The organism is Escherichia sp. MOD1-EC5433 (genome assembly GCF_002966005.1).
GTDB classification, from domain to species: domain Bacteria; phylum Pseudomonadota; class Gammaproteobacteria; order Enterobacterales; family Enterobacteriaceae; genus Escherichia; species Escherichia ruysiae.
On record NZ_PTRL01000003.1, the window covers coordinates 165,166 to 191,391 of the forward strand.

Sequence of the window (26,226 nt, forward strand, 5' to 3'; positions counted from 1 at the left end):
TTATAAATATGATGGCTATTAGAAAGTCATTAAATATATAAGGGTGCGCAATGGCCGTTAACTTACTGAAAAAGAACTCACTCGCGCTGGTCGCTTCTCTGCTGCTGGCTGGTCACGTGCAGGCAACGGAACTGCTGAACAGTTCTTATGACGTCTCCCGCGAGCTGTTTGCCGCCCTGAATACCCCGTTTGAACAGCAGTGGGCAAAAGATAACGCTGGCGACAAACTGACGATTAAACAATCTCATGCCGGGTCATCAAAACAGGCGCTGGCAATTTTGCAGGGCTTGAAAGCAGACGTTGTCACTTATAACCAGGTGACCGACGTACAAATCCTGCATGACAAAGGCAAACTGATCCCGGCCGACTGGCAGTCGCGTTTGCCGAATAACAGTTCGCCGTTCTACTCCACGATGGGATTCCTGGTGCGTAAGGGCAACCCGAAGAATATCCACGACTGGAACGATCTGGTGCGAACTGATGTGAAGCTGATTTTCCCGAATCCGAAAACTTCAGGGAATGCGCGTTACACCTATTTAGCCGCGTGGGGCGCAGCGGATAAAGCCGACGGTGGCGATAAAGCCAAAACCGAACAGTTTATGACCCAGTTCCTGAAGAACGTCGAAGTGTTCGATACCGGAGGTCGTGGCGCGACCACCACCTTTGCCGAGCGCGGTCTGGGCGATGTGCTGATCAGCTTCGAATCGGAAGTGAACAACATCCGTAAGCAGTATGAAGCGCAGGGCTTTGAAGTGGTGATTCCGAAAACCAACATTCTGGCGGAATTCCCGGTGGCGTGGGTGGATAAAAACGTGCAGGCCAACGGCACGGAAAAAGCAGCAAAAGCCTATCTGAACTGGCTCTACAGCCCGCAGGCGCAAACCATCATCACCGACTACTACTATCGCGTAAATAACCCGGAAGTCATGGACAAACTGAAAGACAAATTCCCGCAGACCGAGCTGTTCCGCGTGGAAGATAAATTTGGCTCCTGGCCGGAAGTGATGAAAACCCACTTCACCAGCGGCGGCGAGTTAGACAAGCTGTTAGCGGCGGGGCGTAACTGATGTTTGCCGTCTCCTCCAGACGCGTGCTGCCGGGCTTTACCTTAAGCCTCGGCACCAGTCTGCTGTTTGTCTGCCTGATTTTGCTGCTGCCGCTCTCCGCGCTGGTGATGCAGCTTTCTGAGATGAGCTGGGCGCAGTACTGGGAGGTGGTCACCAACCCGCAGGTGGTCGCGGCCTACAAAGTAACATTGCTGTCGGCGTTTGTGGCGTCGATTTTTAACGGTGTTTTCGGTCTGCTGATGGCGTGGATCTTAACCCGCTACCGCTTTCCGGGGCGCACTCTGCTTGATGCACTGATGGATTTACCCTTTGCGCTACCGACGGCGGTCGCGGGTTTAACGCTGGCCTCGCTCTTTTCCGTGAACGGCTTTTACGGCGAGTGGCTGGCAAAATTTGATATCAAAGTCACCTACACCTGGCTTGGGATTGCGGTGGCGATGGCCTTTACCAGCATCCCGTTTGTGGTGCGCACGGTGCAGCCAGTGCTGGAAGAGTTAGGCCCGGAATATGAAGAAGCGGCGGAAACGCTCGGTGCAACGCGCTGGCAGAGTTTCTGCAAAGTGGTGCTGCCGGAACTTTCTCCGGCGCTGGTGGCGGGCGTGGCGCTGTCGTTTACCCGCAGTCTTGGTGAGTTTGGCGCGGTGATTTTTATCGCCGGGAATATCGCCTGGAAGACGGAAGTGACGTCGCTGATGATTTTTGTGCGGTTACAGGAGTTTGATTACCCGGCGGCGAGCGCGATTGCCTCGGTGATCCTCGCGGCATCACTGCTGCTGCTGTTCTCAATTAACACTCTGCAAAGTCGCTTTGGTCGGCGTGTGGTAGGTCATTAATGGCGGAAGTGACACAGTTGAAGCGTTATGACGCGCGCCCGATTAACTGGGGCAAATGGTTTCTGATTGGCACCGGGATGCTGGTTTCGGCGTTCATCCTGCTGGTGCCGATGATTTATATCTTCGTGCAGGCGTTCAGCAAAGGGCTGATGCCGGTATTACAGAATCTGGCCGATCCGGACATGCTGCACGCCATCTGGCTGACGGTGATGATTGCACTGATTGCCGTGCCGGTAAACCTGGTGTTCGGCATTCTGCTGGCCTGGCTGGTGACGCGTTTTGATTTTCCGGGACGTCAGTTGCTGCTGACGCTGCTGGACATCCCGTTTGCCGTGTCGCCGGTGGTTGCTGGTCTGGTTTATCTGCTGTTCTACGGTTCCAACGGCCCGCTGGGCGGTTGGCTCGACGAGCATAACCTGCAAATTATGTTCTCCTGGCCGGGAATGGTACTGGTGACGATTTTCGTCACCTGCCCGTTTGTGGTACGCGAATTGGTGCCGGTGATGTTAAGCCAGGGCAGTCAGGAGGACGAAGCGGCGATTTTGCTTGGTGCATCCGGCTGGCAGATGTTCCGGCGCGTCACGCTGCCGAATATTCGCTGGGCGCTGCTCTACGGCGTGGTGCTGACCAACGCCCGCGCAATTGGTGAGTTTGGCGCGGTGTCGGTCGTTTCTGGCTCGATTCGCGGCGAAACCCTGTCGCTGCCGTTACAGATTGAATTGCTGGAGCAGGACTATAACGCAGTTGGCTCCTTTACCGCTGCGGCGTTATTGACGCTGATGGCGATTATCACCCTGTTTTTAAAGAGTATGTTGCAGTGGCGCCTGGAGAATCAGGAAAAACGCGCGCAGCAGGAGGAACATCATGAGCATTGAGATTGCCAGGATTAAGAAGTCTTTTGGTCGCACCCAGGTGCTGAACGATATCTCACTGGATATTCCTTCAGGTCAGATGGTCGCGCTGCTGGGGCCGTCCGGTTCCGGGAAAACCACGCTGCTGCGCATTATTGCCGGGCTGGAACATCAAACCAGCGGGCATATTCGCTTCCACGGCACCGACGTCAGCCGCCTGCACGCGCGCGATCGTAAAGTCGGTTTTGTGTTCCAGCATTACGCGCTGTTCCGCCATATGACCGTGTTCGAAAACATCGCTTTCGGCCTGACGGTGCTGCCGCGTCGTGAGCGCCCGAATGCAGCAGCCATCAAAGCAAAAGTCACGCAGTTGCTGGAGATGGTTCAGCTTGCGCATCTGGCGGATCGTTATCCGGCGCAGCTTTCCGGCGGTCAGAAGCAGCGTGTGGCACTGGCGCGCGCACTTGCCGTTGAACCGCAAATTCTGCTGCTCGATGAACCGTTTGGCGCGCTGGATGCGCAGGTGCGTAAAGAGCTACGTCGCTGGCTGCGTCAACTGCATGAAGAATTGAAATTCACCAGCGTATTCGTCACCCACGACCAGGAAGAGGCGATGGAAGTCGCCAACCGCGTGGTGGTGATGAGCCAGGGCAATATCGAACAGGCCGATGAGCCGGATCAGGTATGGCGCGAACCTGCGACCCGTTTTGTGCTCGAATTTATGGGCGAAGTGAACCGCCTGCAGGGAACCATTCGCGGCGGGCAGTTCCACGTTGGCGCACATCGCTGGCCGCTGGGATATACGCCTGCGTATCAGGGGCCGGTGGATCTCTTCCTGCGCCCGTGGGAAGTGGATATCAGCCGCCGTACCAGCCTCGATTCGCCGCTGCCGGTTCAGGTACTGGAAGCCAGCCCGAAAGGCCACTACACCCAATTAGTGGTGCAGCCGCTGGGATGGTATGACGACCCGCTAACTGTGGTTATGCGTGGTGACGATGCTCCGCAGCGCGGCGATCGTTTGTTCGTCGGGCTGCAACATGCGCGGCTGTATAACGGCGACGAGCGTATTGAAACCCGCGATGAGGAACTTGCCCTCGCACAAAGCGCCTGATAGGTTGAGTGAATGTTAAACGCCCGGAGGCGCTTCCCGCGATCCGGGCTTTTTAATGGCAAGGTTTGTAACCTGTAGGCCTGATAAGACACGCAAGCGTCGCATCAGGCAACACCACGTATGGACAGAGATCGTGAGTACATTAGAACAAACAATTGGCAATACGCCTCTGGTGAAATTACAGCGAATGGGGCCGAATAACGGCAGTGAAGTCTGGTTAAAGCTGGAAGGTAATAATCCGGCAGGTTCGGTGAAAGATCGCGCGGCACTATCGATGATTGTCGAGGCGGAAAAACGCGGAGAAATTAAACCGGGCGATGTGTTAATTGAAGCCACCAGCGGTAACACCGGCATTGCGCTGGCAATGATCGCCGCGCTAAAAGGCTATCGCATGAAATTGCTGATGCCTGACAACATGAGCCAGGAACGCCGTGCGGCGATGCGTGCCTACGGTGCTGAGCTGATTCTGGTGACCAAAGAACAAGGCATGGAAGGTGCGCGCGATCTGGCGCTGGAAATGGCGAACCGGGGCGAAGGCAAGTTGCTTGATCAGTTCAACAACCCCGATAACCCCTACACCCATTACACCACCACCGGGCCGGAAATCTGGCAGCAGACCGGTGGGCGCATTACCCATTTTGTTTCCAGCATGGGGACAACCGGCACCATTACCGGTGTGTCACGGTTTATGCGTGAACAATCCAAACCGGTGACCATTGTTGGCCTGCAGCCAGAAGAGGGCAGCAGCATTCCGGGGATTCGCCGCTGGCCAGCGGAATATCTGCCGGGGATTTTCAACGCCTCGCTGGTGGATGAGGTGCTGGATATTCATCAGCGCGATGCGGAAAACACCATGCGCGAACTGGCGGTGCGGGAAGGTATTTTCTGCGGTGTTAGCTCCGGCGGTGCCGTTGCAGGCGCGCTACGCGTGGCAAAAGCCAACCCTGGCGCGGTGGTGGTAGCGATCATCTGCGATCGCGGCGATCGCTACCTTTCCACTGGCGTATTTGGCGAAGAGCACTTTAGCCAGGGGGCGGGGATTTGAGTTTATTGCGCAGGTACTGTTTTATCCGTCTGGGCAATTAACGTATGTAAAAAAGGTTGCGCGTTTTCATCGCTCTTACCAGTGATCTTCACAATGTAAGGCTTTCCGGTAATCGATGATGACGAGGCAACCTTATCAATAAATTGCTCGGCAGTATCAATACGATTACGGGTATTGCCCAGCTTCAGACGCAGATGGGAAACCGCTTCATCGCAGGTGTGTTCATCGCCGTTGCGCACAAATATCAAATCCTTTTTCTGTGCTAATCCCTCGAGCATGGCGTTGATGCGGGCTTCTTCATGGGCTGTTAACTTCGCGTAAGCGGGGAGTGCCATTAACAGCGTAATGACCAGACAAATGATTTTCTTCATTGAATTACCTTATCCTTGTTTTGTGTTAGCCGATTTGACTGCCAGAATCAGGTAAAGTTTCGGTTGGAATACGATGGGGATCATCGGCAAGGAGAAAAAACTAAATGAGTAGTTTGTTGTTGTTTAACGATAAGAGCAGGGCGCTGCAGGCGGATATCGTCGCCGTGCAGTCGCAGGTGGTGTATGGCAGCGTAGGCAACAGCATCGCCGTGCCTGCGATTAAACAGAACGGCCTGAATGTCTTTGCCGTGCCGACAGTTTTGCTGAGCAATACGCCGCATTATGATACGTTCTACGGTGGTGCGATTCCGGACGAGTGGTTTAGCGGCTATTTGCGTGCGCTTCAGGAGCGTGATGCGCTGCGCCAACTTCGCGCTGTTACCACGGGCTATATGGGGACAGCATCGCAAATCAAAATCCTTGCCGAATGGCTGACAGCCTTACGCGAAGAGCATCCTGACTTGCTGATTATGGTTGATCCGGTGATTGGCGATATTGATAGCGGTATTTACGTCAAAGCTGATCTTCCCGATGCGTATCGGCAATATTTACTGCCGCTGGCGCAGGGGATTACGCCAAATATCTTTGAGCTGGAAATCCTGACCGGTAAAAATTGTCGTGACCTCGACAGCGCCATTGCTGCCGCAAAAAGTCTGCTTTCAGAGACATTAAAATGGGTGGTTGTTACCAGCGCCTCCGGTAATGAAGAACATCAGGAGATGCAGGTGGTGGTGGTCAGTGCCGATAGCGTGAATGTCATTTCCCATTCACGGGTAAAAACCGACCTGAAAGGTACTGGCGATCTGTTTTGTGCCCAGCTTATCAGTGGATTACTGAAAGGGAAGGCGTTAACCGACGCGGTACACAGCGCGGGCTTACGTGTGCTGGAGGTAATGCGTTATACCCAGCAGCATGAGAGCGATGAATTGATTTTGCCGCCGCTGTTAGAAGCATAAAAAAATGGCGCCGATGGGCGCCATTTTTCATTGCGGCAAGAATTACTTCTTGATGCGGATAACCGGGGTTTCACCCACAGTTACGCTACCGGACAGTTTGATCAGTTCTTTGATTTCGTCCATGTTGGAGATAACAACCGGAGTCAGGGTAGACTTGGCTTTCTCTTCCAGCAGCGGCAGATCGAATTCAATAACCGTATCGCCAACTTTCACGCGCTGACCTTCTTCAGCAATACGCTTGAAGCCTTCGCCTTTCAGTTCAACGGTGTCGATACCGAAGTGGACGAACAGCTCAACGCCGCTATCGGATTCGATAGAGAACGCGTGGTTGGTTTCAAAGATTTTACCAATGGTGCCGTCAACCGGAGCGACCATTTTGTTACCAGTCGGTTTGATAGCAATGCCATCACCAACGATTTTTTCCGCAAAAACGACATCCGGCACGTCTTCGATATTGACGATCTCGCCAGAGAGCGGAGCAATGATCTCAATAGTTCCGGTATCCTTTTTGTCATCGGAAACCAGAGATTTCAGTTTATCGAACAAACCCATGATCTTCTCCTAAGCAGTAAATTGGGCCGCATCTCGTGGATTAGCAGATTGTTTTTTCTTCAATGAACTTGTTAACCAGCGTCATTAACTCGTCCGTTGTCGGTTGAGCAAGAGCCTGCTCTGCTAACACCTTCGCATCTTCGAAGTTCGTGTTACGGATAATCTTCTTAATGCGCGGGATAGAAATGGCGCTCATAGAGAATTCGTCCAGACCCATCCCCAGCAACAGAAGTGTAGCACGTTCATCGCCAGCAAGCTCACCACACATGCCAGTCCATTTGCCTTCAGCATGAGAAGCATCAATAACTTGCTTGATCAAGTTCAGCACGGACGGTGACATTGGCTGGTAAAGGTGTGAAATCATATCATTACCACGGTCAACTGCCAGAGTGTACTGCGTTAAATCATTGGTGCCGATACTAAAGAAATCAACTTCTTTGGCCAAATGACGCGCAATTGTTGCGGCAGCCGGTGTTTCCACCATTACGCCGATTTCAATTGACTCGTCAAACGCTTTACCTTCGTCGCGCAGTTCCTGTTTGTAGATTTCGATCTCTTTGCGCAGTGCACGCACTTCTTCAACAGAGATGATCATCGGGAACATAATGCGCAATTTACCGAAAGCTGAGGCACGCAGGATAGCGCGGAGCTGATCGCGCAGGATCTCTTTACGATCCATCGCGATACGGATAGCGCGCCAGCCGAGGAACGGGTTCTCTTCTTTCGGGAAGTTCATGTATGGCAGCTCTTTGTCGCCGCCGATGTCCATGGTACGAACGATAACCGCCTGCGAGCCACACGCTTCAGCCACTGCTTTGTAAGCAGCAAACTGTTCTTCTTCAGTGGGCAGCGCGTCGCGGTCCATGAACAGGAACTCAGTACGATACAGACCAACGCCTTCAGCGCCGTTACGCTCTGCACCTTCAACGTCACGAACCGTACCAATGTTAGCGCATACTTCTACCTGGTGACCGTCCAGCGTAATAGCTGGCAGATCTTTCAGTTTAGCAAGCTCTGCTTTTTCAGAAGCCACTTGCTCCTGAACAGCGCGCATTTTATCAATAACTTCGTTGGTTGGATTGACGTAAACCTGATTATTTACGGCATCCAGAATCAGATAGTCGTCATTTTTCACCTGAGAGGTGACGCTACCGGTACCCACGATAGCAGGCAGTTCCAGAGAACGCGCCATGATAGAGGTGTGGGAAGTACGGCCACCCGCGTCGGTGATGAAACCCAGTACCTTCTTCAGGTTCAACTGTGCGGTTTCGGACGGTGTCAGGTCAGCGGCAACCAGAATGACTTCATCCTGAATGGCGCTCAGATCGATAATCTTCAGACCCAGGATATTGCGCAGCAGGCGCTTACCGATATCACGCACGTCAGCCGCACGCTCTTTCAGGTATTCATCATCCAGTTCTTCCAGGGCAGAAGCCTGACCTTCAATAACTTCATGAGCAGCTGCGTCAGCCGTCATGTGCTTATCTTTAATCAGGGCTATGATTTCCTGCTCCAGCTCCTCATCTTCGAGCAGCATAATATGCCCTTCAAAGATGGCTTCTTTTTCTTCACCGAACGTTTCACCAGCTTTCGTTTTGATCGTTTCCAGCTGGGCTGATGCCTTGGCACGACCGCTCAGAAAACGTTCAACTTCCTGATCAACCTGGTCGGCAGAAATTTTTTTCCGGTCAATGACGATTTCGTCTTCTTTCAGAAGCAGAGCTTTACCGAAAGCGATACCCGGGGATGCTAAAATGCCTGAAATCATAACCCTACCTTACTTGTGACTGATTTTTAAAAGAACCCGGAAAATTACTCGAGTTCCGCCATCAGTTTAACCAGATGTTCAACCGCTTTCTGCTCGTCTTCGCCTTCAGCGGAGATAGTCACAACGGTCCCTTGAGTCAGGCCCAGAGTCTGCAGTTTAAACAGGCTTTTTGCGCTGGCGCTTTTGCCGTTGGAAGTCACAGTAATTTCAGAAGTGAAGCCCTTAGCTTCTTTTACAAACTGGGCAGCAGGGCGGGTGTGCAGACCGTTCGGAGCGGTAATGGTAACTTCTTGCTGGAACATTGTATTTCCCCAACTTATAGGTTTAGTGTTGTGGAACTAAAGTCTAGCCTGGCGGTTTGACTTTAGCCTGTATTGTTAGCGCCAGTTTTTAACAGACGCGACGCACGAAGTGTTCTGTACAGTCCATTGCTGGCGGATATTGACCGCTGACGTTTCGTTCATCATTAAACATTATGCCGCTAAAGGAAGAATTGAACCAAATCATAAAATCGATTCAGCTAAGGCTTTTCCTGTAACGATTAATTTCGCGCATCAAAATAATTAGTCAGGTTAAATACCAGTTCCGACAGGCTGAATCAATGCCAGGAGAGGCTAAAATTTGAAGTAGGCCACAAAAAAGCACCTGAAAAGGTGCTTTTTTACGCATTTTTAACAAGCTGGCATTACTGTTGCAATTCTTTTTCGGTAAAGAGATCGGCAAATAATGCGGTGCTTAAATAACGCTCACCCGATGATGGCAGAATAACCACAATATTCTTATTGGTAAAGCTTTCATCTTCTTGTAGTTTCAACGCCGCAGCAACCGCCGCGCCGGAAGAGATTCCGGCAAGAATGCCTTCTTCTTCCATTAAACGACGTGCAGTAGAGATAGCTTCTTCATTGGTGATGCCAATAACTTTATCGACCAGTTTGAGATCAAGGTTCGCCGGGATAAAGCCAGCGCCGATGCCCTGGATTTTATGCGGGCCGGGTTTGATTTCTTCACCTGCCAGCGCCTGGGCGATGACGGGAGAATCGGTTGGCTCAACGGCGACAGAGATGAGATCAGTCTTGCCTTTGGTGCCTTTAATGTAGCGGCTAACGCCGGTCAGCGTACCGCCAGTACCGACACCCGCAATAAATACATCAACCTGACCGTCGGTATCTTCCCAGATCTCCGGACCGGTGGTTTTTTCATGAATTTCCGGATTCGCCGGGTTGCTGAATTGTTGCAGCAGCAGGTATTTCTCTGGGTTACTGGCGACAATTTCTTCTGCTTTTTGAATCGCGCCTTTCATGCCTTTCGCGCCTTCAGTCAGTACCAGGTTTGCGCCCAGGGCTTTCAGCAGTTTGCGACGTTCAATACTCATTGTCTCTGGCATGGTCAGAGTGAGTTTATAACCGCGAGCGGCTGCCACATAAGCCAGAGCAATACCAGTGTTGCCGCTGGTGGGTTCAACCAGTTCAACGCCGGGTTTCAGCACGCCGCGTTTTTCGGCATCCCAAATCATATTGGCACCGATACGGCACTTAACGCTGAAGCTGGGGTTACGAGATTCCACCTTCGCCAGAATACGTCCGTTACCGATGCGATTCAGGCGAACCAGCGGTGTGTGACCGATAGTCAGCGAGTTATCTTCAAAAATCTTACTCATGGCCTGTCCTTAACTGTATGAAATTGGGATACAACAGGTAGCATACCCGCTCAGAGAATATGCGGAAGTAAGGATTTAGCATATCTATATACAGAAGGGAAATAATGGCTTGCAAGATGGAATAAGGGTGGCATAAGCCACCCCTGTTTCATACAAAAAGTTTACAAAACAACCGGAAGATTGTTACCGCCATAATGCATGTTTAGCGCGATAGCAATCGACCCACATCGCTGTCGCGCCACAGACGGCCACCGGCATGATGAACAGGTTGAGCACCGGGATCATCGTGAACAGACTCGTTAATGCGCCAAACTGCATATTGGTGATTTTGCGCGTGCGCAGGGCAGTGCGCATCTCTTTGAACGGCACTTTGTGGTTGTCGAACGGATAGTCGCAGTACTGAATGGCTAACATCCAGGCGCTGAACAGGAACCACAACACTGGCGCGACGGTTTGCCCGATGCCCGGGATGAAGTAGAGGATCAGCAATACGATGGCGCGTGGCAAATACCACGCAAATTTTTGCCATTCGCGTTTCATAATTCGCGGCACATCTTTCATGATGCCAAAAATTCCGGTATCCGGCGGCGTAGCGCCTGTCAGCCTTGCTTCCAGCTGTTCAGCCAATAAACCGTTAAATGGCGCGGCAATCCAGTTCGCAATAGTTGAGAAAAAATAGCCAAAAATCAGTAGCACGGAGAGAACCGCGACAGGCCACAGCAAATAGCTTAACCATTGCAGCCAGTCAGGCACGTGGCTCATTAATGATGGGATCCAGACATCCAGTTGGGTAAAGAGCCACCAGAATGCACTTCCCATCAACAAAATATTGACTAACAGAGGTAAAATGACAAAACGCCGAATCCCGGGTTGCGAGACGAGCTTCCAGCCTTGCGCAAAATAGTAAAAACCGCTGCGTGGGGAAGATGTGTATGTTGAAACCATAATCAGGAGATGCTCCTTTTGACCAATCCCAGGAAAATTCTGCGTATTTTACCGACTAATTGCGCAATGGACAGTTAGGATATGTTCGAAAAAACAGCAAAAAGCACGATTTCATCTATCTTTGTGCTGTGAAAGTTAAGAGTGCACTTGCACTCGAGGTAATCGGCAAATACTCTTAGTGAGTAAATGTTTGCCGTGGTGGCAAGGTGTTAGAACAACAGAGAATATAATGATGCAGGATTTGCGTCTGATATTAATCATTGTTGGCGCGATCGCCATAATCGCTTTACTGGTACATGGTTTCTGGACCAGCCGTAAAGAACGATCTTCTATGTTCCGCGATCGGCCATTAAAACGAATGAAGTCAAAACGTGACGACGATTCTTATGACGAGGATGTCGAAGATGATGAGGGCGTTGGTGAGGTTCGTGTTCACCGCGTAAATCATGCCCCGGCTAACGCCCAGGAGCATGAGGCTGCTCGTCCGTCGCCGCAACACCAGTACCAACCGCCTTATGCGTCTGCGCAGCCGCGTCAACCGGTTCAGCAGCCGCCTGAAGCGCAGGTAGCGCCGCAACATGCTCCGCATTCAGCGCAGCCGGTTCAGCAACCGCAGCCAGTTCAGCAGCCGGCCTACCAGCCGCAGCCTGAACAGCCAGTTGTTTCGCATGTACCGCCAGCTCCACAACCGACGCAGCCAGTGCCCCAACCAGCGCAGCAGGCTTTCCAGGTTGCAGAACCCGTAGCGGCACCGCAGCCTGAACCTGTAAATGAACCGGCGCCTGTCATGGATAAGCCGAAACGCAAAGAAGCGGTGATCATTATGAACGTTGCGGCGCATCACGGTAGTGAGCTTAATGGTGAACTGCTTCTTAACAGCATTCAGCAGGCGGGCTTCATCTTTGGCGATATGAATATTTACCATCGTCATCTTAGCCCTGACGGCAGTGGCCCTGCGTTATTCAGCCTGGCGAATATGGTGAAACCGGGAACATTCGATCCTGAAATGAAGGATTTCACCACTCCTGGCGTCACTATCTTTATGCAGGTTCCGTCTTATGGTGATGAACTGCAAAACTTCAAGCTGATGCTGCAATCTGCGCAGCATATCGCTGATGAAGTCGGTGGCGTGGTTCTTGACGATCAGCGCCGTATGATGACTCCGCAGAAACTGCGCGAGTATCAGGACATCATCCGCGAAGTGAAAGACGCTAACGCCTGATACACTTAAGGCAAATTAACTCTTCTTCGAACCCCCGCTTGTCGGGGGTTTTTAGCATTGATGGTGCGATATGGAATCAATCGAAAGACAACTCACAGAACTGCGAACGACGCTTCGCCATCATGAATATCTTTATCATGTGATGGATGCGCCGGAAATTCCCGACGCTGAATACGACAGGCTGATGCGTGAGCTGCGCGAGCTGGAAGCAAAACATCCGGAACTCATTACCCCGGATTCACCAACCCAGCGCGTAGGCGCAGCACCGCTGGCAGCCTTCAGCCAGATTCGTCATGAAGTTCCGATGCTGTCGTTGGACAACGTTTTTGATGAAGAGAGTTTTCTCGCCTTCAACAAACGCGTACTGGATCGTCTGAAAAGTAACGAAAAAGTCACCTGGTGCTGTGAGCTGAAGCTGGATGGTCTTGCCGTCAGCATTCTGTATGAGAATGGCGTTCTGGTCAGTGCGGCGACCCGTGGCGATGGCACCACCGGAGAAGACATTACGTCTAACGTCCGTACTATCCGCGCTATTCCGTTGAAATTGCATGGTGAGAATATCCCGGCGCGCCTGGAAGTACGTGGTGAAGTATTCCTGCCGCAAGCGGGATTCGAAAAGATCAACGAAGAGGCGCGACGCACGGGCGGGAAAGTATTTGCTAACCCACGTAATGCGGCGGCAGGTTCGCTGCGTCAGCTTGATCCACGTATCACGGCGAAGCGACCGCTCACTTTCTTCTGCTACGGCGTTGGTGTGCTGGAAGGCGGCGAGCTGCCTGACACCCATCTTGGCCGTTTAATGCAATTTAAAAAGTGGGGATTACCGGTCAGCGATCGTGTCACGTTATGTGAATCGGCAGAAGAGGTGCTGGCGTTTTATCACAAAGTTGAAGAAGACCGCCCGACGTTGGGCTTTGATATCGACGGCGTGGTGATTAAAGTCAACTCACTGGCGCAGCAGGAACAGCTTGGCTTTGTTTCACGTGCCCCGCGCTGGGCAGTGGCGTTTAAATTCCCGGCGCAGGAACAGATGACTTTCGTGCGCGACGTTGAGTTTCAGGTTGGACGTACCGGCGCTATTACGCCCGTTGCGCGTCTGGAACCTGTACATGTTGCAGGTGTGCTGGTGAGCAATGCTACCTTACACAATGCCGATGAAATCGAACGTCTTGGTTTACGTATTGGCGATAAGGTGGTGATCCGCCGCGCTGGCGATGTGATCCCGCAGGTGGTTAACGTAGTGCTTTCTGAACGCCCGGAAGATACCCGTGAGGTTGTATTTCCGACGCATTGTCCGGTATGTGGTTCTGATGTTGAACGTGTGGAAGGAGAAGCAGTCGCCCGCTGTACTGGTGGCCTGATTTGCGGCGCTCAGCGTAAAGAGTCGCTGAAACATTTTGTTTCCCGCCGCGCGATGGACGTTGACGGTATGGGTGACAAAATCATCGACCAGCTTGTCGAAAAAGAGTACGTCCACACACCTGCTGACCTGTTCAAACTCACCGCAGGCAAACTGACCGGACTGGAGAGAATGGGGCCGAAATCAGCGCAAAACGTGGTTAACGCGCTGGAAAACGCGAAAGAAACCACCTTTTCCCGCTTCCTTTATGCGCTTGGCATCCGCGAAGTCGGCGAGGCCACTGCAGCAGGTCTGGCGGCATATTTCGGCACGCTGGAAGCACTGGAAGCAGCCTCGATTGAAGAGCTGCAAAAAGTTCCCGATGTCGGAATTGTCGTTGCATCCCATGTTCATAACTTCTTTGCCGAAGACAGTAACCGCAATGTCATCAGCGAGCTGTTAGCGGAAGGCGTTCGCTGGCCTGCGCCGGTCGTCATCAACGCTGAAGAGATCGACAGTCCGTTTGCCGGTAAAACCGTGGTGCTCACCGGTAGCTTAAGTCAGATGTCGCGTGATGACGCTAAAGCTCGCCTGGTCGAACTGGGCGCGAAAGTTGCGGGCAGCGTGTCGAAGAAAACCGATCTGGTGATCGCCGGAGAAGCCGCAGGTTCTAAACTGGCGAAAGCGCAGGAATTGGGCATTGAAGTGATCGACGAAGCTGAAATGCTACGTTTGCTGGGTAACTGAGATGGAAAAAGAGCAGCTGATTGAAATAGCCAATACGATAATGCCGTTTGGCAAGTATAAAGGGCGTCGCTTAATCGACCTGCCGGAAGAGTATCTTTTGTGGTTTGCCCGCAAGGATGAGTTCCCGGCGGGAAAACTCGGTGAGCTAATGCAAATCACGCTGCTGATTAAAACCGAGGGGCTGACGCAACTGGTTCAGCCCCTGAAACGACCGCTTTAAATCTTCCCAGCGTGGCTTTCCTGCTGCGCCTGTAGTTGCTCGGTCTGGCGCTTATAACGACGCGCCAGCACCGCGCAAACCATCAGCTGGATCTGATGGAAAATCATCAGTGGTAGCACCATCATACCGATAACTGACGTTGGGAACAGAATGTTCGCCATCGGAATACCATTCGCCAGGCTCTTTTTCGAACCACAGAAGACAATCGTTATCTCATCCGCTTTATTGAAACCTAGTCGGCGTGCCATAAAGACGTTAATCACAATCACGATAGCCAACAGCACGCAGCTGACCACCACGATAAACAGCAACGATCCCCAGCCGACTTTGTGCCAGATGCCGTTAACGACGGCTTCGCTGAACGCCGTATAGACCACCAACAGAATGGAGGTCTGGTCAGTTTTCGCAATCCACTTTTTATTGCGCGCCACCCAGTTGCCAATCCACGGGCGAGAAAGATGCCCCAACACAAAAGGTAGTAACAGCTGCAGCATAATCTTACCGACCTGCTCAAGGCTGCCCTCTGCACCGTGAACATTCATCACCAGACCAACCAGCAATGGCGAAAGGAAAATACCCAGCAGGCTGGATGCTGATGCAGAACAAACGGCCGCCGCGACGTTACCGCCCGCCATCGAAGTAAAAGCGATTGCAGACTGCACGGTGGCAGGGAGAATGCAAAGATAGAGAAAGCCGGAATAGAGCATGGGATCGACGTTTACGGGTTTCCACCAGGCAAACAACACGCCCAGAACCGGAAACAGCACGAAGGTACTGCACATCACCCACAAATGCAGTCGCCAGTGACTACCGCCTGCAATAATAGCCTCTCGCGACAACTTCGCGCCGTGCATAAAGAACAACAGGGCAATGGCTGCCGTGGTCAGATTTTCAAAGAAGGGGACAAAACCGCCTCTGGCCGGAAAGAAAGAAGCCAGTAATACCACCGTGACCAGGGTTAAGGTGAAAGGATCGAGGATACGAAAAAGTTTCATAAAGACTCCAGATGATCGATGGTGCTATTGTGCTTCTTTCAGTTTGAGAAATAAAATTGATTTATTGCATTCATTCATGAAGAAAATAGATGAATGACTCATTAAAACAATTAAATGTTTTCGTCACAGTAGCGCAGGAAGAACCGGTCACTTTCAACAACTGCTGAAGCATTAGAGGACGTGGAGCAAGAACAAGGAGAATAGTGATGGCAGGGCGAGAAGGGGATTCGTTGTATCATATATCGTGTTATGTATTTCTGCCGGGAATCCCGGCAGAAATGGTTCAGAAGTTAAATTTGACCGAGTAAATGATGGCGTCCTGATACCAGGCTTCTCCCAGCTTGTCATCCGCGTAGCGATACTGAATGCCTGCGGTGATTTTCGCGGTAGCGTTCCACCAGAGGGCGACCGCACCGTTCAGCCCTTCTTTACCGCCATTACCTGCTGCGTAGGTGGCATCACGATCAAACTCGTACTCGTTCCAGTTGGTGAGGGTGAATTTCTCTCTGCCCAGCATAAAGCTGTAACCCGCAACCCAACCTGCCACGTAACCGTTATCGCCAGTGTAATAGGTTTGATCCGTATAGCGTTTAGCGAAGAACGGTTTGAACCACCACCCCTTGCCAGTAAAGTTGTAGCCGATACCGTACAGGAACATATCATCGTGGAAATTCACACGATTTGCAGAACCGTAGGTGCCATACGCGTGCAGGTAGAGATTAAATCCGGTATCGCCCAGGTAAATGCGGTTGGTATTTTTAAAGGTATAACGCTGCTCGCTACCTGGTTTATCGTGGCGGTCGTTATAAAAGTTTTCCCAGTCGAAGAACCCGTACATTTCTCCCCAACTAAAGTTAGCGCCGCCTTCCAGTTCAAGATAACCAAAATCATCTTTGTGTGATTTGGTCGACGATTTCTCAGTGGTTCTGCTGGTCCAGTCCAGGTAATGCACGCCGATATCTGCAAATCCACTTTTAAATTCTGCATGAGATATAACAGGTATGGCTAATAAAGAGGAAAGAGTCAGAAGATGTTTTTTCATAGCATAAATCCCTATGCCGATCGTTATTAGTAGATTGCTTAATAAAATGGTTGCTTAAAAACGGCATATTGTTAATGCAAGGGAGTGAGTATCACCAATACAGTTTTTGCTGAGAATTAATAGTGAAAAGATATAAATCCATCGATATCGAATCACTATTGAATGCGTGAAAAAAGTGTATTGGTAAGAGCCGGGACAACCTCGCTATAAAAAGGCGTTAGATTCAACCCCACAGAAAAAGGATATATATGTCTCAGGCAAATTTTTCTCATAACCCGCTGTATTGCGTCGATATTATCCGGGCTTATAAACCAGATTTCACACCACGAGTGGTTTTTATTTTAGGTTCCGGGCTGGGCGCGCTGGCCGATCAGATTGAGAACGCTGTCGCCATTTCCTATGAAAAGCTGCCGGGCTTCCCGGTGAGTACGGTGCATGGACATGCAGGCGAGCTGGTGTTGGGGCATCTCCAGGGCGTTCCGGTGGCATGTATGAAAGGTCGGGGACATTTCTATGAAGGTCGTGGAATGACCATCATGACCGATGCGATTCGTACTTTCAAATTGCTGGGTTGTGAACTGCTGTTCTGCGCCAATGCGGCGGGATCACTGCGTCCGGAGGTGGGGGCGGGCAGTCTGGTTGCGCTGAAAGACCACATCAACACCATGCCGGGTACACCGATGGTGGGTCTTAACGATGAACGTTTTGGAGAACGCTTCTTCTCGCTGGCAAATGCCTATGATGCGGATTACCGGGCTCTGTTGCAAAAAGTGGCGAAAGAAGAGGGATTCCCCCTGACGGAAGGTGTGTTTGTTTCGTATCCGGGACCGAATTTCGAAACGGCGGCTGAAATTCGCATGATGCAAATTATTGGCGGGGATGTCGTTGGAATGTCCGTTGTGCCTGAAGTTATTTCAGCACGCCATTGTGACCTGAAGGTAGTGGCCGTTTCTGCGATTACCAATATGGCGGAAGGTCTGAGTGACGTGAAGCTCTCGCATACCCAAACGCTGGCAGCAGCGGAGCTCTCTAAGCAGAACTTTATCAACCTTATTTGCGGCTTTCTGCGCAATATTGCCTAAGTAAAACAACAATAAACGGCCTCACGGGTGAGGCCACATGATGCGATAAGGAAACGATTATGAGCATCGCTTTACGCTTAAAGGTAATGTCCTTTTTGCAATATTTTATCTGGGGGAGCTGGCTGGTTACCCTCGGTTCTTACATGATTAATACCCTTCATTTTACCGGCGCTAACGTCGGTATGGTCTACAGCTCCAAAGGGATTGCTGCGATAATTATGCCTGGCATTATGGGGATTATCGCGGATAAATGGCTGCGTGCGGAACGTGCATATATGCTGTGCCACTTGGTGTGTGCTGGTGTGCTTTTTTATGCGGCGTCGGTGAGTGATCCGGATACGATGTTTTGGGTGATGTTAGTCAATGCGATGGCATTTATGCCGACTATCGCATTATCGAACAGCGTCTCTTATTCCTGCCTCGCCCAGGCGGGGCTTGACCCGGTGACGGCTTTCCCGCCTATTCGCGTTTTTGGTACGGTGGGGTTCATCATCGCGATGTGGGCGGTAAGCTTACTGCATCTGGAATTGAGCAGTCTGCAACTGTATATCGCTTCCGGGGCGTCTCTGCTGCTGTCGGCTTATGCGCTGACTTTGCCTAAGATTCCTGTTGCGCAGAAAAAAGTGGCTACTTCGCTTGCCAGTAAGCTCGGTCTGGATGCCTTCGTCCTGTTCAAAAATCCACGCATGGCCATCTTTTTCCTCTTCGCCATGATGCTGGGCGCGGTACTGCAAATTACCAACGTTTTTGGCAACCCGTTCCTGCATGATTTTGCTCGTAACCCGGAGTTTGCTGATAGCTTCGTGGTGAAGTATCCGTCCATTTTACTGTCAGTTTCACAGATGGCTGAAGTCGGTTTTATTCTGACGATTCCGTTCTTTTTAAAGCGTTTCGGTATCAAAACGGTCATGCTTATGAGTATGGTGGCCTGGACGCTACGCTTTGGCTTCTTCGCTTATGGCGATCCGTCACCAACCGGGTTTATTTTGCTGCTGCTGTCGATGATTGTTTACGGCTGCGCGTTTGATTTCTTCAATATTTCCGGTTCGGTCTTTGTCGAACAGGAAGTTGATTCCAGCATTCGTGCCAGCGCACAGGGGCTCTTTATGACCATGGTAAATGGTGTCGGTGCGTGGGTCGGCTCGATTCTGAGCGGTATGGCAGTAGATTACTTCTCGGTAGATGGCGTAAAAGACTGGCAAACTATCTGGCTGATGTTTGCAGGATATTCTCTTTTCCTCGCAGTGATATTTTTCTTTGGGTTTAAATATAACCATGACCCTGAAAAGATAACACATCGAACAGTGACACATTAAAAGGATTTGCAGCTCTGTTTTTCGGGGCTGCTTTTATGATAAAGGTTAATTAGTGAAAGTTCTTCTGGTGTCGGTTTTGGCATTGGTGCTTTATTTACAATCGTGCGATTACCTATTCCTGTGCCAAATGTATTGCCGGGTATATTATCTATTGTGTTTATGTATGTAGGTTATCTGGTGGTGAAATACTTTATGCCGTGATAATTTAACAAGATATATTTATTAAACGGAGCACTTAATTATGGAACGCATTTACAGAACAGACCTTAAGTTGCTCCGTTATTTTCTTGCTGTAGCGGAAGAGTTACATTTTGGCCGCGCAGCGGCGCGTTTAAATATGTCTCAGCCTCCGCTCAGTATTCATATTAAAGAGCTGGAAAATCAACTTGGCACACAGCTTTTTATTCGTCACTCGCGCAGCGTCGTCCTGACACACGCGGGCAAAATTTTGATGGAAGAATCGCGCCGATTGCTGATGAATGCAAATCAGGTGTTGGCTCGGATTGAACAAATAGGGCGGGGAGAAGCAGGGCGGATTGAACTCGGTGTGGTCGGAACGGCAATGTGGGGACGGATGCGACCGGTTATGCGGCGATTTCTTAGGGAAAACCCCAACGTTGAAGTACTGTTTCGCGAAAAGATGCCTGCGATGCAAATGGCGCTGTTGGAGCGTCGCGAACTCGATGCCGGGATCTGGCGAATGGCGACAGAACCACCGGAAGATTTTACCAGCTTACGCTTGCATGAATCGGCGTTTCTGGTAGCGATGCCTGAAGAGCATCACCTCTCATCATATTCCGCCGTTCCGCTGGAAGCACTACGTGACGAGTATTTTGTCACAATGCCGCCCGTGTACACAGACTGGGATTTTTTGCAGCGTGTTTGTCAGCAGGCGGGGTTTTCACCGGTTGTTATTCGCGAAGTTAATGAACCGCAAACGGTGCTGGCCATGATCAGTATGGGTATTGGTATCACCTTGATAGCAGACAGCTACGCACAGATGAACTGGCCAGGTGTCATTTTCCGTCCGCTCAAAGAGCGCATCCCGGCAGATTTGTATATTGTTTATGAAACGCAGCAGGTGACACCCGCGATGGTTAAGCTGTTGGCAGCATTGACACAGTAGGCGAGGAGTTGCCGGAAATCGTAGGTCTGATAAGCGAAGCGCATCAGGCAATTTCGTAAATCGCAGATAGCAAAAAAGCGCCTTTAGGGCGCTTTTTTACATTGGTGGGTCGTGCAGGATTCGAACCTGCGACCAATTGATTAAAAGTCAACTGCTCTACCAACTGAGCTAACGACCCGAAGTGGTGGGTGATGACGGGATCGAACCGCCGACCCCCTCCTTGTAAGGGAGGTGCTCTCCCAGCTGAGCTAATCACCCACTTCGGTACTTCACATTGTTACAAGAAATTTAGCTGGCGAGAAAGTGGTGGGTGATGACGGGATCGAACCGCCGACCCCCTCCTTGTAAGGGAGGTGCTCTCCCAGCTGAGCTAATCACCCACTTCTCAATTTCTTGCTACACGGCGGAGACTACATAAAGTAGTTGGTGGGTGATGACGGGATCGAACCGCCGACCCCCTCCTTGTAAGGGAGGTGCTCTCCCAGCTGAGCTAATCACCCCCGCTGTGTGGAGTCGCATTATAGGGAGAGTTCGAAATGAGTCAACGCATTTTCTAAAGAATTTGTTTGTTCGTCGTAAAATTAAGCAGGGTGATCGCAAAACAGACCGTGTTGCGCAATTTCTCAACGAAAACAATAATGCATCATGTAGCAACCCGAACTACATTGAGGAATCAGGCTGGAGTGATAGAATATCGCCCACTCAATTTTTCCAGGATTTGCCGGTTGTCGGCATCTTTCTAAACGTAAGGCCATTTCATGAAAATCAAAACTCGCTTCGCGCCAAGCCCAACAGGCTATCTGCACGTTGGCGGCGCGCGTACTGCTCTTTATTCCTGGCTTTTTGCACGTAACCACGGCGGTGAGTTCGTGCTGCGTATTGAAGACACCGATCTTGAGCGTTCTACGCCGGAAGCTATCGAAGCCATTATGGATGGTATGAACTGGCTGAGTCTGGAGTGGGATGAAGGTCCGTACTATCAGACCAAACGTTTTGATCGCTATAACGCAGTTATCGATCAGATGCTGGAAGAGGGCACGGCCTATAAATGCTATTGCTCTAAAGAGCGTCTGGAAGCACTGCGTGAAGAGCAAATGGCGAAAGGTGAGAAGCCGCGTTATGACGGTCGCTGCCGCCACAGCCATGAGCATCATGCTGATGATGAACCGTGTGTCGTACGTTTTGCTAATCCGCAAGAAGGTTCTGTGGTTTTTGACGATCAGATCCGTGGTCCGATCGAGTTCAGCAACCAGGAGCTGGATGATCTGATTATCCGTCGTACCGATGGTTCTCCGACCTATAACTTCTGTGTAGTTGTCGATGACTGGGATATGGAAATCACCCATGTTATCCGTGGTGAAGACCATATCAACAACACGCCGCGCCAGATCAACATTCTGAAAGCCCTGAAAGCACCAGTGCCGGTTTACGCGCACGTTTCTATGATCAACGGCGATGACGGTAAAAAACTGTCCAAACGTCACGGTGCGGTCAGCGTAATGCAGTATCGCGACGACGGCTATCTGCCGGAAGCATTGCTGAACTATCTGGTGCGTCTGGGCTGGTCCCATGGCGATCAGGAAATCTTCACCCGTGAAGAGATGATCAAATACTTCACCCTGAATGCCGTCAGCAAATCTGCCAGCGCGTTCAATACCGACAAGCTGCTGTGGTTAAACCACCACTACATTAACACGCTGCCGCCGGAGTATGTTGCTACCCATTTACAGTGGCACATCGAGCAGGAAAATATCGATACCCGCAACGGCCCGCAGCTGGCGGATCTGGTTAAACTGCTGGGAGAACGCTGCAAAACTCTGAAAGAAATGGCACAGAGCTGCCGTTACTTCTACGAAGATTTTGCTGAGTTCGATGCCGATGCAGCGAAAAAACATCTGCGCCCGGTAGCGCGTCAGCCGCTGGAAGTGGTTCGCGACAAACTGGCAGCTATTACTGACTGGACAGCTGAAAACGTTCACCACGCTATTCAGACGACGGCGGACGAGCTGGAAGTGGGGATGGGCAAAGTCGGTATGCCGCTGCGTGTCGCTGTCACTGGTGCGGGGCAGTCGCCGGCACTGGATGTTACCGTTCACGCGATCGGCAAAGCTCGTAGCATCGAGCGCATCAACAAAGCTCTGGCTTTTATTGCTGAACGCGAAAGCCAGCAGTAATTAGCGCATAAAAGATAAACGGCAGGAGATAGTATCCTGCCGTTTTTTATTTATGCTGATTCGTCAATGTCGAGACGGGCAAGGAAATTACGAATCCCTTCACGCGATAAAAATTGCGCAACTTTTTCCTGCTCACTGTGAGTCATATTGTCTATTGCGCTGATTATTTGCCGATAAGCCGGAGTGCGCATACCCGGCGCGTATTCAGCAAGGGATTCTTCGGCCTCGAGAAGCATTGGCGTATTATGGAAGGCAGGCGTGTTTTGAATAAATTCGCAAACATGTGTGTCCAGTAGAATAAGTCTGGCTCGACCACCTTTCACTCCGGGAAATTTTTCTGTTTTCCAGCCTTTTTCTCTAATCCAGCGGTTAACTGTTTGTTTCGCCACACCGAGGCATTCCGCCAGTTCTTCGGTGGTCATTTTATTGCGTAATCTTTTCATATTATTTGCTGTTGCGAATCCCTAAGCGTTGTAATAACCCGATAATCCCTTCCCGCAGAAGCAATGATGTAAACTGCTTTTGTTCAGCCGGCGTCATCTCTTTCGCCAGCGTAGCTAACAGCACTTCAAGCGGTGCATCGCCAGACAGGGCGGGTATTTCTCCCTGACCCTCCGGGCGTTCTGCATTGCGAATATATTCACGAACCTGTTCATTGACGTGTACCAGTCGAGCCTTGCCCCCCTGGACGCCCGGTTTTGGTGATGTCGTCCAGCCTTCCTTGCGTACCCATTTATTAATGGTCTGCCGGCTATAACCGGTCAGTCTGGCAAGTTCATCTGGCGTCATCCTCTCCTTGAACATAACAATTCCCTGAATAGTTGTGGGTCTATTAAGTGTTCATTTTATAGCATCAATTTACATGAAACCGTGACATGAATAACTACTGAATGCGAGGCGTAATCCAAAAATGTTCATTTGCCTGATTTTTCAGCGATTGAAACAAGACGCTGCAATTTGCCGTTGACACATTCGGACGGAATTCATATGATGCCGCCCGTCAACTCGACAAGCTTTACGTGATGGGGCTATAGCTCAGCTGGGAGAGCGCTTGCATGGCATGCAAGAGGTCAGCGGTTCGATCCCGCTTAGCTCCACCAAATTTTGCACCCAGCAAATTTGGTACGTAAATGCATCGTGGGGCTATAGCTCAGCTGGGAGAGCGCTTGCATGGCATGCAAGAGGTCAGCGGTTCGATCCCGCTTAGCTCCACCAAATTTCAAACCCTCGCTGTGAAGCGGGGGTTTTTTGTCTCTGATTTTTGCCGCTTTTGTAATACAGTCTACGCCCGGGTTAGTGCCGCCTGGTGAAAGCATCATTGGATGAAAAAGCGGCAACAGGCCGACTCCTGTTTGCTTCGCGATGCGAATAAACTTATTATTTGGGTGCCTGAAAACCCCGATCAGTGAGAGTAGTCTACTCATGTTTGTGGAGCATAATCTGATAAAAAATATCAAGATATTCACACTGGCGTTTACGCTCACCGTGGTACTTATTCAGCTATCCCGTTTTATTTCGCCACTTGCCGTTATCCACTCCAGCTATATCTTTCTGGCGTGGATGCCACTGTGCGTAATGCTGTCAATATTGTTCATCTTTGGCTGGCGTGGTGTTGTTCCTGTTTTATGCGGGATGTTTTGCACTAATCTGTGGAATTTCCATCTCTCATTTTTGCAAACTGCCGTCATGCTCGGTAGCCAGACATTTGTAGTGCTGTGTGCCTGTGCAATATTACGCTGGCAGTTAGGAACGCGTTGGCGTTATGGGTTGACCACCCGATACGTCTGGCGACGTCTCTTCTGGCTTGGTTTAGTGACGCCGATTGGCATCAAAGGCAGCATGTATCTGGTGGGTAGCTTTTTTGATTTCCCGCTAAAGATATCGACATTTTTCGGCGATGCAGATGCTATTTTCACGGTCGTTGATTTACTTAGCCTTTTCACGGCAGTGTTGATTTACAACATGCTCTATTACTATCTCACTCGCATGATTGTAAGCCCCCACTTTGCGCAGATATTGTGGCGCAGGGATATCGCCCCGTCGCTGAACAAAGAGAAACGTGCATTTACTTTAAGCTGGCTGGCGGCTCTTAGCGTACTGCTACTTCTGATGTGTACGCCTTATGAAAACGACTTTATTGCCGGTTACCTGGTGCCCGTTTTCTTCATCATCTTTACCCTTGGTGTTGGTAAACTTCGTTATCCGTTTTTAAATCTCACCTGGGCTGTTTCGACTCTTTTCCTCTTGAATTACAACCAGAATTTTTTACAAGGGGTCGAAACTGAATATTCGCTGGCATTTATTCTCGCGGTGCTGATTTCCTTTAGCGTTTGCCTGCTTTACATGGTGCGTATTTACCATCGAAGTGAATGGCTTAATCGCCGCTGGCATTTGCAGGCGCTGACCGATCCATTAACGCTATTACCCAACTTTCGTGCACTCGAGCAATCGCAGGAGCAGGAGGCGGGAAAGAGTTTTTGCTGCCTGCGTATTGATAATCTTGAGTTTATGAGTCGTCATTACGGTCTGGTGATGCGTGTTCATTGTATCCGCTCAATTTACCGTACCTTGCTGCCGTTGATGCAGGAAAACGAAAAGTTGTATCAACTGCCGGGCAGTGAATTGCTGCTGGTACTGACCGGGCCGGAAACGGAAGGCCGACTACAGCATATGGTTAACATCCTCAATAGTCGGCAGATTCACTGGAACAACACCGGTCTGGATATGGGCTATGGTGCCGCCTGGGGGCGTTTTGATGGCAATCAGGAAACCCTGCAGCCTATGTTGGGGCAGTTAAGCTGGCTGGCGGAACAATCCTGCGTTCATCACCACGTGTTGGCGTTGGATAATCGAGAGGAGATGGCGTCCGGGCAGACCACCAAACAGGTACTGTTGCTGAACACCATTCGTAAGGCGTTAGATAATGGTGATTTGCTTCTCTACGCCCAGCCCATTCGTAACAAAGAGGGGCAGGGCTATGATGAGATCCTGGCGCGTCTGAAATATGACGACGGCATTATGACGCCGGATAAATTTCTGCCGCTTATCGCCCAGTTTAACCTTAGCGCGCGTTTCGATTTGCAGGTGCTGGAATCTCTGTTGAAGTGGTTAGCAACTCACCCTTCCAACAATAAAGGTCCACGCTTTTCAGTCAATTTAATGCCGCTCACTCTGTTGCAAAAAAATATCGCCGGGCGGATTATTCGTCTGTTTAAGCGTTATCACATCTCCCCGGAGACAGTCATTCTTGAGATCACCGAGGAGCAGGCGTTTTCAAATGCAGAGAGCAGCATGTACAACATCGAGCAACTGCATAAATTTGGCTTCCGTATTGCGATTGATGACTTTGGCACTGGTTATGCCAACTACGAGCGATTAAAACGTTTGCAGGCCGATATCATCAAGATTGATGGCGTCTTTGTGAAAGATATAGTGACTAATACGCTGGATGCGATGATTGTGCGGTCAATTACCGACCTGGCGAAAGCGAAGTCGTTAAGCGTGGTAGCGGAGTTTGTAGAAACGCAACAGCAGCAGGCGTTATTGCATAAACTTGGGGTGCAATATCTGCAAGGGTATTTGATTGGTCGCCCGCAGCCATTAGCTGATTAACAGGCATAAAAAAGCCGGGGGATTATCCCCGGCATTTGAGGCTGATGACAACCAGTAAACTGTCTGATGCGCTATGCTTATCAGGCCTGGGTGGAAATCACAATCTATTGAATTTGCGATGTTTTGTAGGCCGGATAAGGCGTTTACGCCGCATCCGGCATAAACAGAGCACACGTTGTCAACAAACTGAAGCCG

General features: G+C 50.6%; 25 protein-coding genes and 6 tRNA genes. 17 read left to right on the top strand and 14 right to left on the bottom strand.

What is annotated here, in order from left to right; genetic code table 11:
- Positions 1–50: 50 nt before the first annotated feature.
- The 5 genes from cysP to cysM all read left to right on the top strand — a co-directional run bounded on the left by cysP (position 51) and on the right by cysM (position 4,907).
- A complete protein-coding gene (gene cysP / locus C3D30_RS07660) occupies positions 51–1,067 on the top strand; it encodes a thiosulfate/sulfate ABC transporter substrate-binding protein CysP (RefSeq protein WP_105286699.1) in 1,017 nt (338 codons plus the stop codon).
- Positions 1,067–1,900, top strand: a complete 834-nt coding sequence (cysT, locus tag C3D30_RS07665; RefSeq protein ID WP_000458422.1) for a sulfate/thiosulfate ABC transporter permease CysT — start codon at positions 1,067–1,069, stop codon at positions 1,898–1,900. Before cysP ends, cysT begins: the two co-directional genes overlap by 1 nt.
- Positions 1,900–2,775, top strand: a complete 876-nt coding sequence (gene cysW / locus C3D30_RS07670; protein ID WP_016158740.1) for a sulfate/thiosulfate ABC transporter permease CysW — start codon at positions 1,900–1,902, stop codon at positions 2,773–2,775. The genes cysT and cysW overlap by 1 nt, the downstream gene beginning before the upstream one ends.
- On the top strand, positions 2,765–3,862 hold the full coding sequence (gene cysA, locus C3D30_RS07675) for a sulfate/thiosulfate ABC transporter ATP-binding protein CysA (protein WP_105286700.1): 1,098 nt from the start codon (positions 2,765–2,767) through the stop codon (positions 3,860–3,862). The genes cysW and cysA overlap by 11 nt, the downstream gene beginning before the upstream one ends.
- Positions 3,863–3,995: 133 nt before the next feature.
- Positions 3,996–4,907, top strand: a complete 912-nt coding sequence (gene cysM / locus C3D30_RS07680) for a cysteine synthase B (RefSeq protein ID WP_105286701.1) — start codon at positions 3,996–3,998, stop codon at positions 4,905–4,907.
- A 2-nt stretch (positions 4,908–4,909) separates the two neighbouring features.
- Here cysM and C3D30_RS07685 read toward each other — a convergent pair whose 3' ends face one another.
- Entirely contained in the window at positions 4,910–5,278 is a 369-nt protein-coding gene (locus C3D30_RS07685) for a YfeK family protein (RefSeq protein WP_105285183.1), read from the bottom strand.
- 104 nt (positions 5,279–5,382) lie between these two features.
- On the opposite strand from C3D30_RS07685, the gene pdxK reads away from it, so the two are divergent.
- Positions 5,383–6,234, top strand: coding sequence for a pyridoxine/pyridoxal/pyridoxamine kinase (gene pdxK, locus C3D30_RS07690; RefSeq protein ID WP_000096632.1), 852 nt, complete (start codon positions 5,383–5,385; stop codon positions 6,232–6,234).
- Between the two features lie 42 nt (positions 6,235–6,276).
- On the opposite strand, the gene crr is transcribed toward pdxK, so the two are convergent.
- The 5 genes from crr to cysZ all read right to left on the bottom strand — a co-directional run bounded on the left by crr (position 6,277) and on the right by cysZ (position 11,156).
- Entirely contained in the window at positions 6,277–6,786 is a 510-nt protein-coding gene (gene crr, locus C3D30_RS07695) for a PTS glucose transporter subunit IIA (RefSeq protein WP_000522247.1), read from the bottom strand.
- Between the two features lie 40 nt (positions 6,787–6,826).
- Entirely contained in the window at positions 6,827–8,554 is a 1,728-nt protein-coding gene (gene ptsI, locus C3D30_RS07700; RefSeq protein WP_000623136.1) for a phosphoenolpyruvate-protein phosphotransferase PtsI, read from the bottom strand.
- A 44-nt stretch (positions 8,555–8,598) separates the two neighbouring features.
- Positions 8,599–8,856, bottom strand: a complete 258-nt coding sequence (gene ptsH, locus C3D30_RS07705; protein ID WP_000487600.1) for a phosphocarrier protein Hpr — start codon at positions 8,854–8,856, stop codon at positions 8,599–8,601.
- Positions 8,857–9,239: 383 nt separating this feature from the next.
- Positions 9,240–10,211, bottom strand: a complete 972-nt coding sequence (gene cysK / locus C3D30_RS07715) for a cysteine synthase A (protein WP_000034402.1) — start codon at positions 10,209–10,211, stop codon at positions 9,240–9,242.
- A 183-nt stretch (positions 10,212–10,394) separates the two neighbouring features.
- The gene (gene cysZ, locus C3D30_RS07720; protein WP_000255355.1) at positions 10,395–11,156 is read right to left on the bottom strand and encodes a sulfate transporter CysZ; all 762 of its coding nucleotides are present in this window, start codon (positions 11,154–11,156) and stop codon (positions 10,395–10,397) included.
- 229 nt (positions 11,157–11,385) lie between these two features.
- Between cysZ and zipA the strand changes: the two genes are divergently transcribed.
- The 3 genes from zipA (at position 11,386) to C3D30_RS07735 (ending at position 14,684) form a co-directional block, all read left to right on the top strand.
- Positions 11,386–12,378, top strand: a complete 993-nt coding sequence (gene zipA, locus C3D30_RS07725; protein ID WP_105286702.1) for a cell division protein ZipA — start codon at positions 11,386–11,388, stop codon at positions 12,376–12,378.
- A 70-nt stretch (positions 12,379–12,448) separates the two neighbouring features.
- Positions 12,449–14,464 carry an NAD-dependent DNA ligase LigA gene (gene ligA / locus C3D30_RS07730; RefSeq protein WP_000443722.1) on the top strand — a complete coding sequence of 672 codons (2,016 nt, stop codon included), beginning with the start codon at positions 12,449–12,451 and terminating at the stop codon, positions 14,462–14,464.
- A gap of 1 nt (position 14,465) precedes the next feature.
- Positions 14,466–14,684 (top strand): DUF3820 family protein, encoded by a 219-nt coding sequence (locus C3D30_RS07735; RefSeq protein WP_000410201.1) that lies wholly within the window; start codon positions 14,466–14,468, stop codon positions 14,682–14,684.
- Here the strand turns inward: C3D30_RS07735 and C3D30_RS07740 are convergent.
- Both C3D30_RS07740 and C3D30_RS07745 read right to left on the bottom strand, forming a co-directional pair.
- Positions 14,681–15,679: a bile acid:sodium symporter family protein gene (locus tag C3D30_RS07740; RefSeq protein WP_000765628.1), complete on the bottom strand. Its 999-nt coding sequence runs from the start codon at positions 15,677–15,679 to the stop codon at positions 14,681–14,683. The two genes, C3D30_RS07735 and C3D30_RS07740, sit on opposite strands and share 4 nt — an antisense overlap.
- Positions 15,680–15,962: 283 nt before the next feature.
- Positions 15,963–16,721, bottom strand: coding sequence for a nucleoside-specific channel-forming Tsx family protein (locus tag C3D30_RS07745; RefSeq protein ID WP_105285186.1), 759 nt, complete (start codon positions 16,719–16,721; stop codon positions 15,963–15,965).
- 248 nt (positions 16,722–16,969) lie between these two features.
- On the opposite strand from C3D30_RS07745, the gene xapA reads away from it, so the two are divergent.
- From xapA to xapR, 4 genes are read left to right on the top strand one after another with little or no spacing between them, the layout of a single operon-like run.
- Positions 16,970–17,803 carry a xanthosine phosphorylase gene (gene xapA / locus C3D30_RS07750; RefSeq protein WP_105285187.1) on the top strand — a complete coding sequence of 278 codons (834 nt, stop codon included), beginning with the start codon at positions 16,970–16,972 and terminating at the stop codon, positions 17,801–17,803.
- Between the two features lie 59 nt (positions 17,804–17,862).
- Positions 17,863–19,119: a xanthosine/proton symporter XapB gene (xapB, locus tag C3D30_RS07755; RefSeq protein WP_000020386.1), complete on the top strand. Its 1,257-nt coding sequence runs from the start codon at positions 17,863–17,865 to the stop codon at positions 19,117–19,119.
- Positions 19,120–19,167: 48 nt separating this feature from the next.
- On the top strand, positions 19,168–19,320 hold the full coding sequence (locus tag C3D30_RS07760; protein WP_105286703.1) for a DUF1427 family protein: 153 nt from the start codon (positions 19,168–19,170) through the stop codon (positions 19,318–19,320).
- A gap of 40 nt (positions 19,321–19,360) precedes the next feature.
- The gene (gene xapR / locus C3D30_RS07765) at positions 19,361–20,245 is read left to right on the top strand and encodes a DNA-binding transcriptional regulator XapR (protein WP_000439927.1); all 885 of its coding nucleotides are present in this window, start codon (positions 19,361–19,363) and stop codon (positions 20,243–20,245) included.
- Between the two features lie 102 nt (positions 20,246–20,347).
- Here the strand turns inward: xapR and C3D30_RS07770 are convergent.
- The 4 genes from C3D30_RS07770 to C3D30_RS07785 form a co-directional block, all read right to left on the bottom strand.
- Positions 20,348–20,423: transfer RNA gene (locus tag C3D30_RS07770), tRNA-Lys, on the bottom strand.
- Positions 20,424–20,427: 4 nt separating this feature from the next.
- A tRNA-Val gene (locus tag C3D30_RS07775) sits at positions 20,428–20,503 on the bottom strand.
- A gap of 46 nt (positions 20,504–20,549) precedes the next feature.
- Positions 20,550–20,625 (bottom strand) — tRNA-Val (locus C3D30_RS07780).
- A gap of 44 nt (positions 20,626–20,669) precedes the next feature.
- A tRNA-Val gene (locus C3D30_RS07785) sits at positions 20,670–20,745 on the bottom strand.
- 258 nt (positions 20,746–21,003) lie between these two features.
- Here C3D30_RS07785 and gltX point away from each other — a divergent pair.
- Complete coding sequence (gltX, locus tag C3D30_RS07790; RefSeq protein WP_016158730.1) at positions 21,004–22,419, top strand: glutamate--tRNA ligase; 1,416 nt, start codon at positions 21,004–21,006, stop codon at positions 22,417–22,419.
- A 50-nt stretch (positions 22,420–22,469) separates the two neighbouring features.
- On the opposite strand, the gene C3D30_RS07795 is transcribed toward gltX, so the two are convergent.
- Both C3D30_RS07795 and C3D30_RS07800 read right to left on the bottom strand, forming a co-directional pair.
- Positions 22,470–22,862 carry a MerR family transcriptional regulator gene (locus C3D30_RS07795; protein WP_000826491.1) on the bottom strand — a complete coding sequence of 131 codons (393 nt, stop codon included), beginning with the start codon at positions 22,860–22,862 and terminating at the stop codon, positions 22,470–22,472.
- A 1-nt stretch (position 22,863) separates the two neighbouring features.
- The gene (locus C3D30_RS07800) at positions 22,864–23,223 is read right to left on the bottom strand and encodes a YfeC-like transcriptional regulator (RefSeq protein ID WP_000472025.1); all 360 of its coding nucleotides are present in this window, start codon (positions 23,221–23,223) and stop codon (positions 22,864–22,866) included.
- Positions 23,224–23,443: 220 nt separating this feature from the next.
- On the opposite strand from C3D30_RS07800, the gene C3D30_RS07805 reads away from it, so the two are divergent.
- From C3D30_RS07805 to C3D30_RS07815, 3 genes are all read left to right on the top strand, one after another.
- Positions 23,444–23,519, top strand: a tRNA-Ala gene (locus C3D30_RS07805).
- A 39-nt stretch (positions 23,520–23,558) separates the two neighbouring features.
- A tRNA-Ala gene (locus tag C3D30_RS07810) sits at positions 23,559–23,634 on the top strand.
- Positions 23,635–23,841: 207 nt separating this feature from the next.
- Complete coding sequence (locus C3D30_RS07815; RefSeq protein WP_010351047.1) at positions 23,842–26,031, top strand: bifunctional diguanylate cyclase/phosphodiesterase; 2,190 nt, start codon at positions 23,842–23,844, stop codon at positions 26,029–26,031.
- Positions 26,032–26,226 lie beyond the last annotated feature (195 nt).

Excerpts from the sequence above, each read along its gene's own strand:
- cysP (WP_105286699.1), top strand. The coding sequence starts at position 51 with ATGGCCGTTAACTTACTGAAAAAGAACTCACTCGCGCTGGTCGCTTCT.
- cysT (WP_000458422.1), top strand. The coding sequence starts at position 1,067 with ATGTTTGCCGTCTCCTCCAGACGCGTGCTGCCGGGCTTTACCTTAAGC.
- cysW (WP_016158740.1), top strand. The coding sequence starts at position 1,900 with ATGGCGGAAGTGACACAGTTGAAGCGTTATGACGCGCGCCCGATTAAC.
- cysA (WP_105286700.1), top strand. The coding sequence starts at position 2,765 with ATGAGCATTGAGATTGCCAGGATTAAGAAGTCTTTTGGTCGCACCCAG.
- C3D30_RS07685 (WP_105285183.1), bottom strand. The coding sequence starts at position 5,278 with ATGAAGAAAATCATTTGTCTGGTCATTACGCTGTTAATGGCACTCCCC.
- pdxK (WP_000096632.1), top strand. The coding sequence starts at position 5,383 with ATGAGTAGTTTGTTGTTGTTTAACGATAAGAGCAGGGCGCTGCAGGCG.
- crr (WP_000522247.1), bottom strand. The coding sequence starts at position 6,786 with ATGGGTTTGTTCGATAAACTGAAATCTCTGGTTTCCGATGACAAAAAG.
- ptsI (WP_000623136.1), bottom strand. The coding sequence starts at position 8,554 with ATGATTTCAGGCATTTTAGCATCCCCGGGTATCGCTTTCGGTAAAGCT.
- ptsH (WP_000487600.1), bottom strand. The coding sequence starts at position 8,856 with ATGTTCCAGCAAGAAGTTACCATTACCGCTCCGAACGGTCTGCACACC.
- cysK (WP_000034402.1), bottom strand. The coding sequence starts at position 10,211 with ATGAGTAAGATTTTTGAAGATAACTCGCTGACTATCGGTCACACACCG.
- cysZ (WP_000255355.1), bottom strand. The coding sequence starts at position 11,156 with ATGGTTTCAACATACACATCTTCCCCACGCAGCGGTTTTTACTATTTT.
- zipA (WP_105286702.1), top strand. The coding sequence starts at position 11,386 with ATGATGCAGGATTTGCGTCTGATATTAATCATTGTTGGCGCGATCGCC.
- ligA (WP_000443722.1), top strand. The coding sequence starts at position 12,449 with ATGGAATCAATCGAAAGACAACTCACAGAACTGCGAACGACGCTTCGC.
- C3D30_RS07735 (WP_000410201.1), top strand. The coding sequence starts at position 14,466 with ATGGAAAAAGAGCAGCTGATTGAAATAGCCAATACGATAATGCCGTTT.
- C3D30_RS07740 (WP_000765628.1), bottom strand. The coding sequence starts at position 15,679 with ATGAAACTTTTTCGTATCCTCGATCCTTTCACCTTAACCCTGGTCACG.
- C3D30_RS07745 (WP_105285186.1), bottom strand. The coding sequence starts at position 16,721 with ATGAAAAAACATCTTCTGACTCTTTCCTCTTTATTAGCCATACCTGTT.
- xapA (WP_105285187.1), top strand. The coding sequence starts at position 16,970 with ATGTCTCAGGCAAATTTTTCTCATAACCCGCTGTATTGCGTCGATATT.
- xapB (WP_000020386.1), top strand. The coding sequence starts at position 17,863 with ATGAGCATCGCTTTACGCTTAAAGGTAATGTCCTTTTTGCAATATTTT.
- xapR (WP_000439927.1), top strand. The coding sequence starts at position 19,361 with ATGGAACGCATTTACAGAACAGACCTTAAGTTGCTCCGTTATTTTCTT.
- gltX (WP_016158730.1), top strand. The coding sequence starts at position 21,004 with ATGAAAATCAAAACTCGCTTCGCGCCAAGCCCAACAGGCTATCTGCAC.
- C3D30_RS07795 (WP_000826491.1), bottom strand. The coding sequence starts at position 22,862 with ATGAAAAGATTACGCAATAAAATGACCACCGAAGAACTGGCGGAATGC.
- C3D30_RS07800 (WP_000472025.1), bottom strand. The coding sequence starts at position 23,223 with ATGTTCAAGGAGAGGATGACGCCAGATGAACTTGCCAGACTGACCGGT.
- C3D30_RS07815 (WP_010351047.1), top strand. The coding sequence starts at position 23,842 with ATGTTTGTGGAGCATAATCTGATAAAAAATATCAAGATATTCACACTG.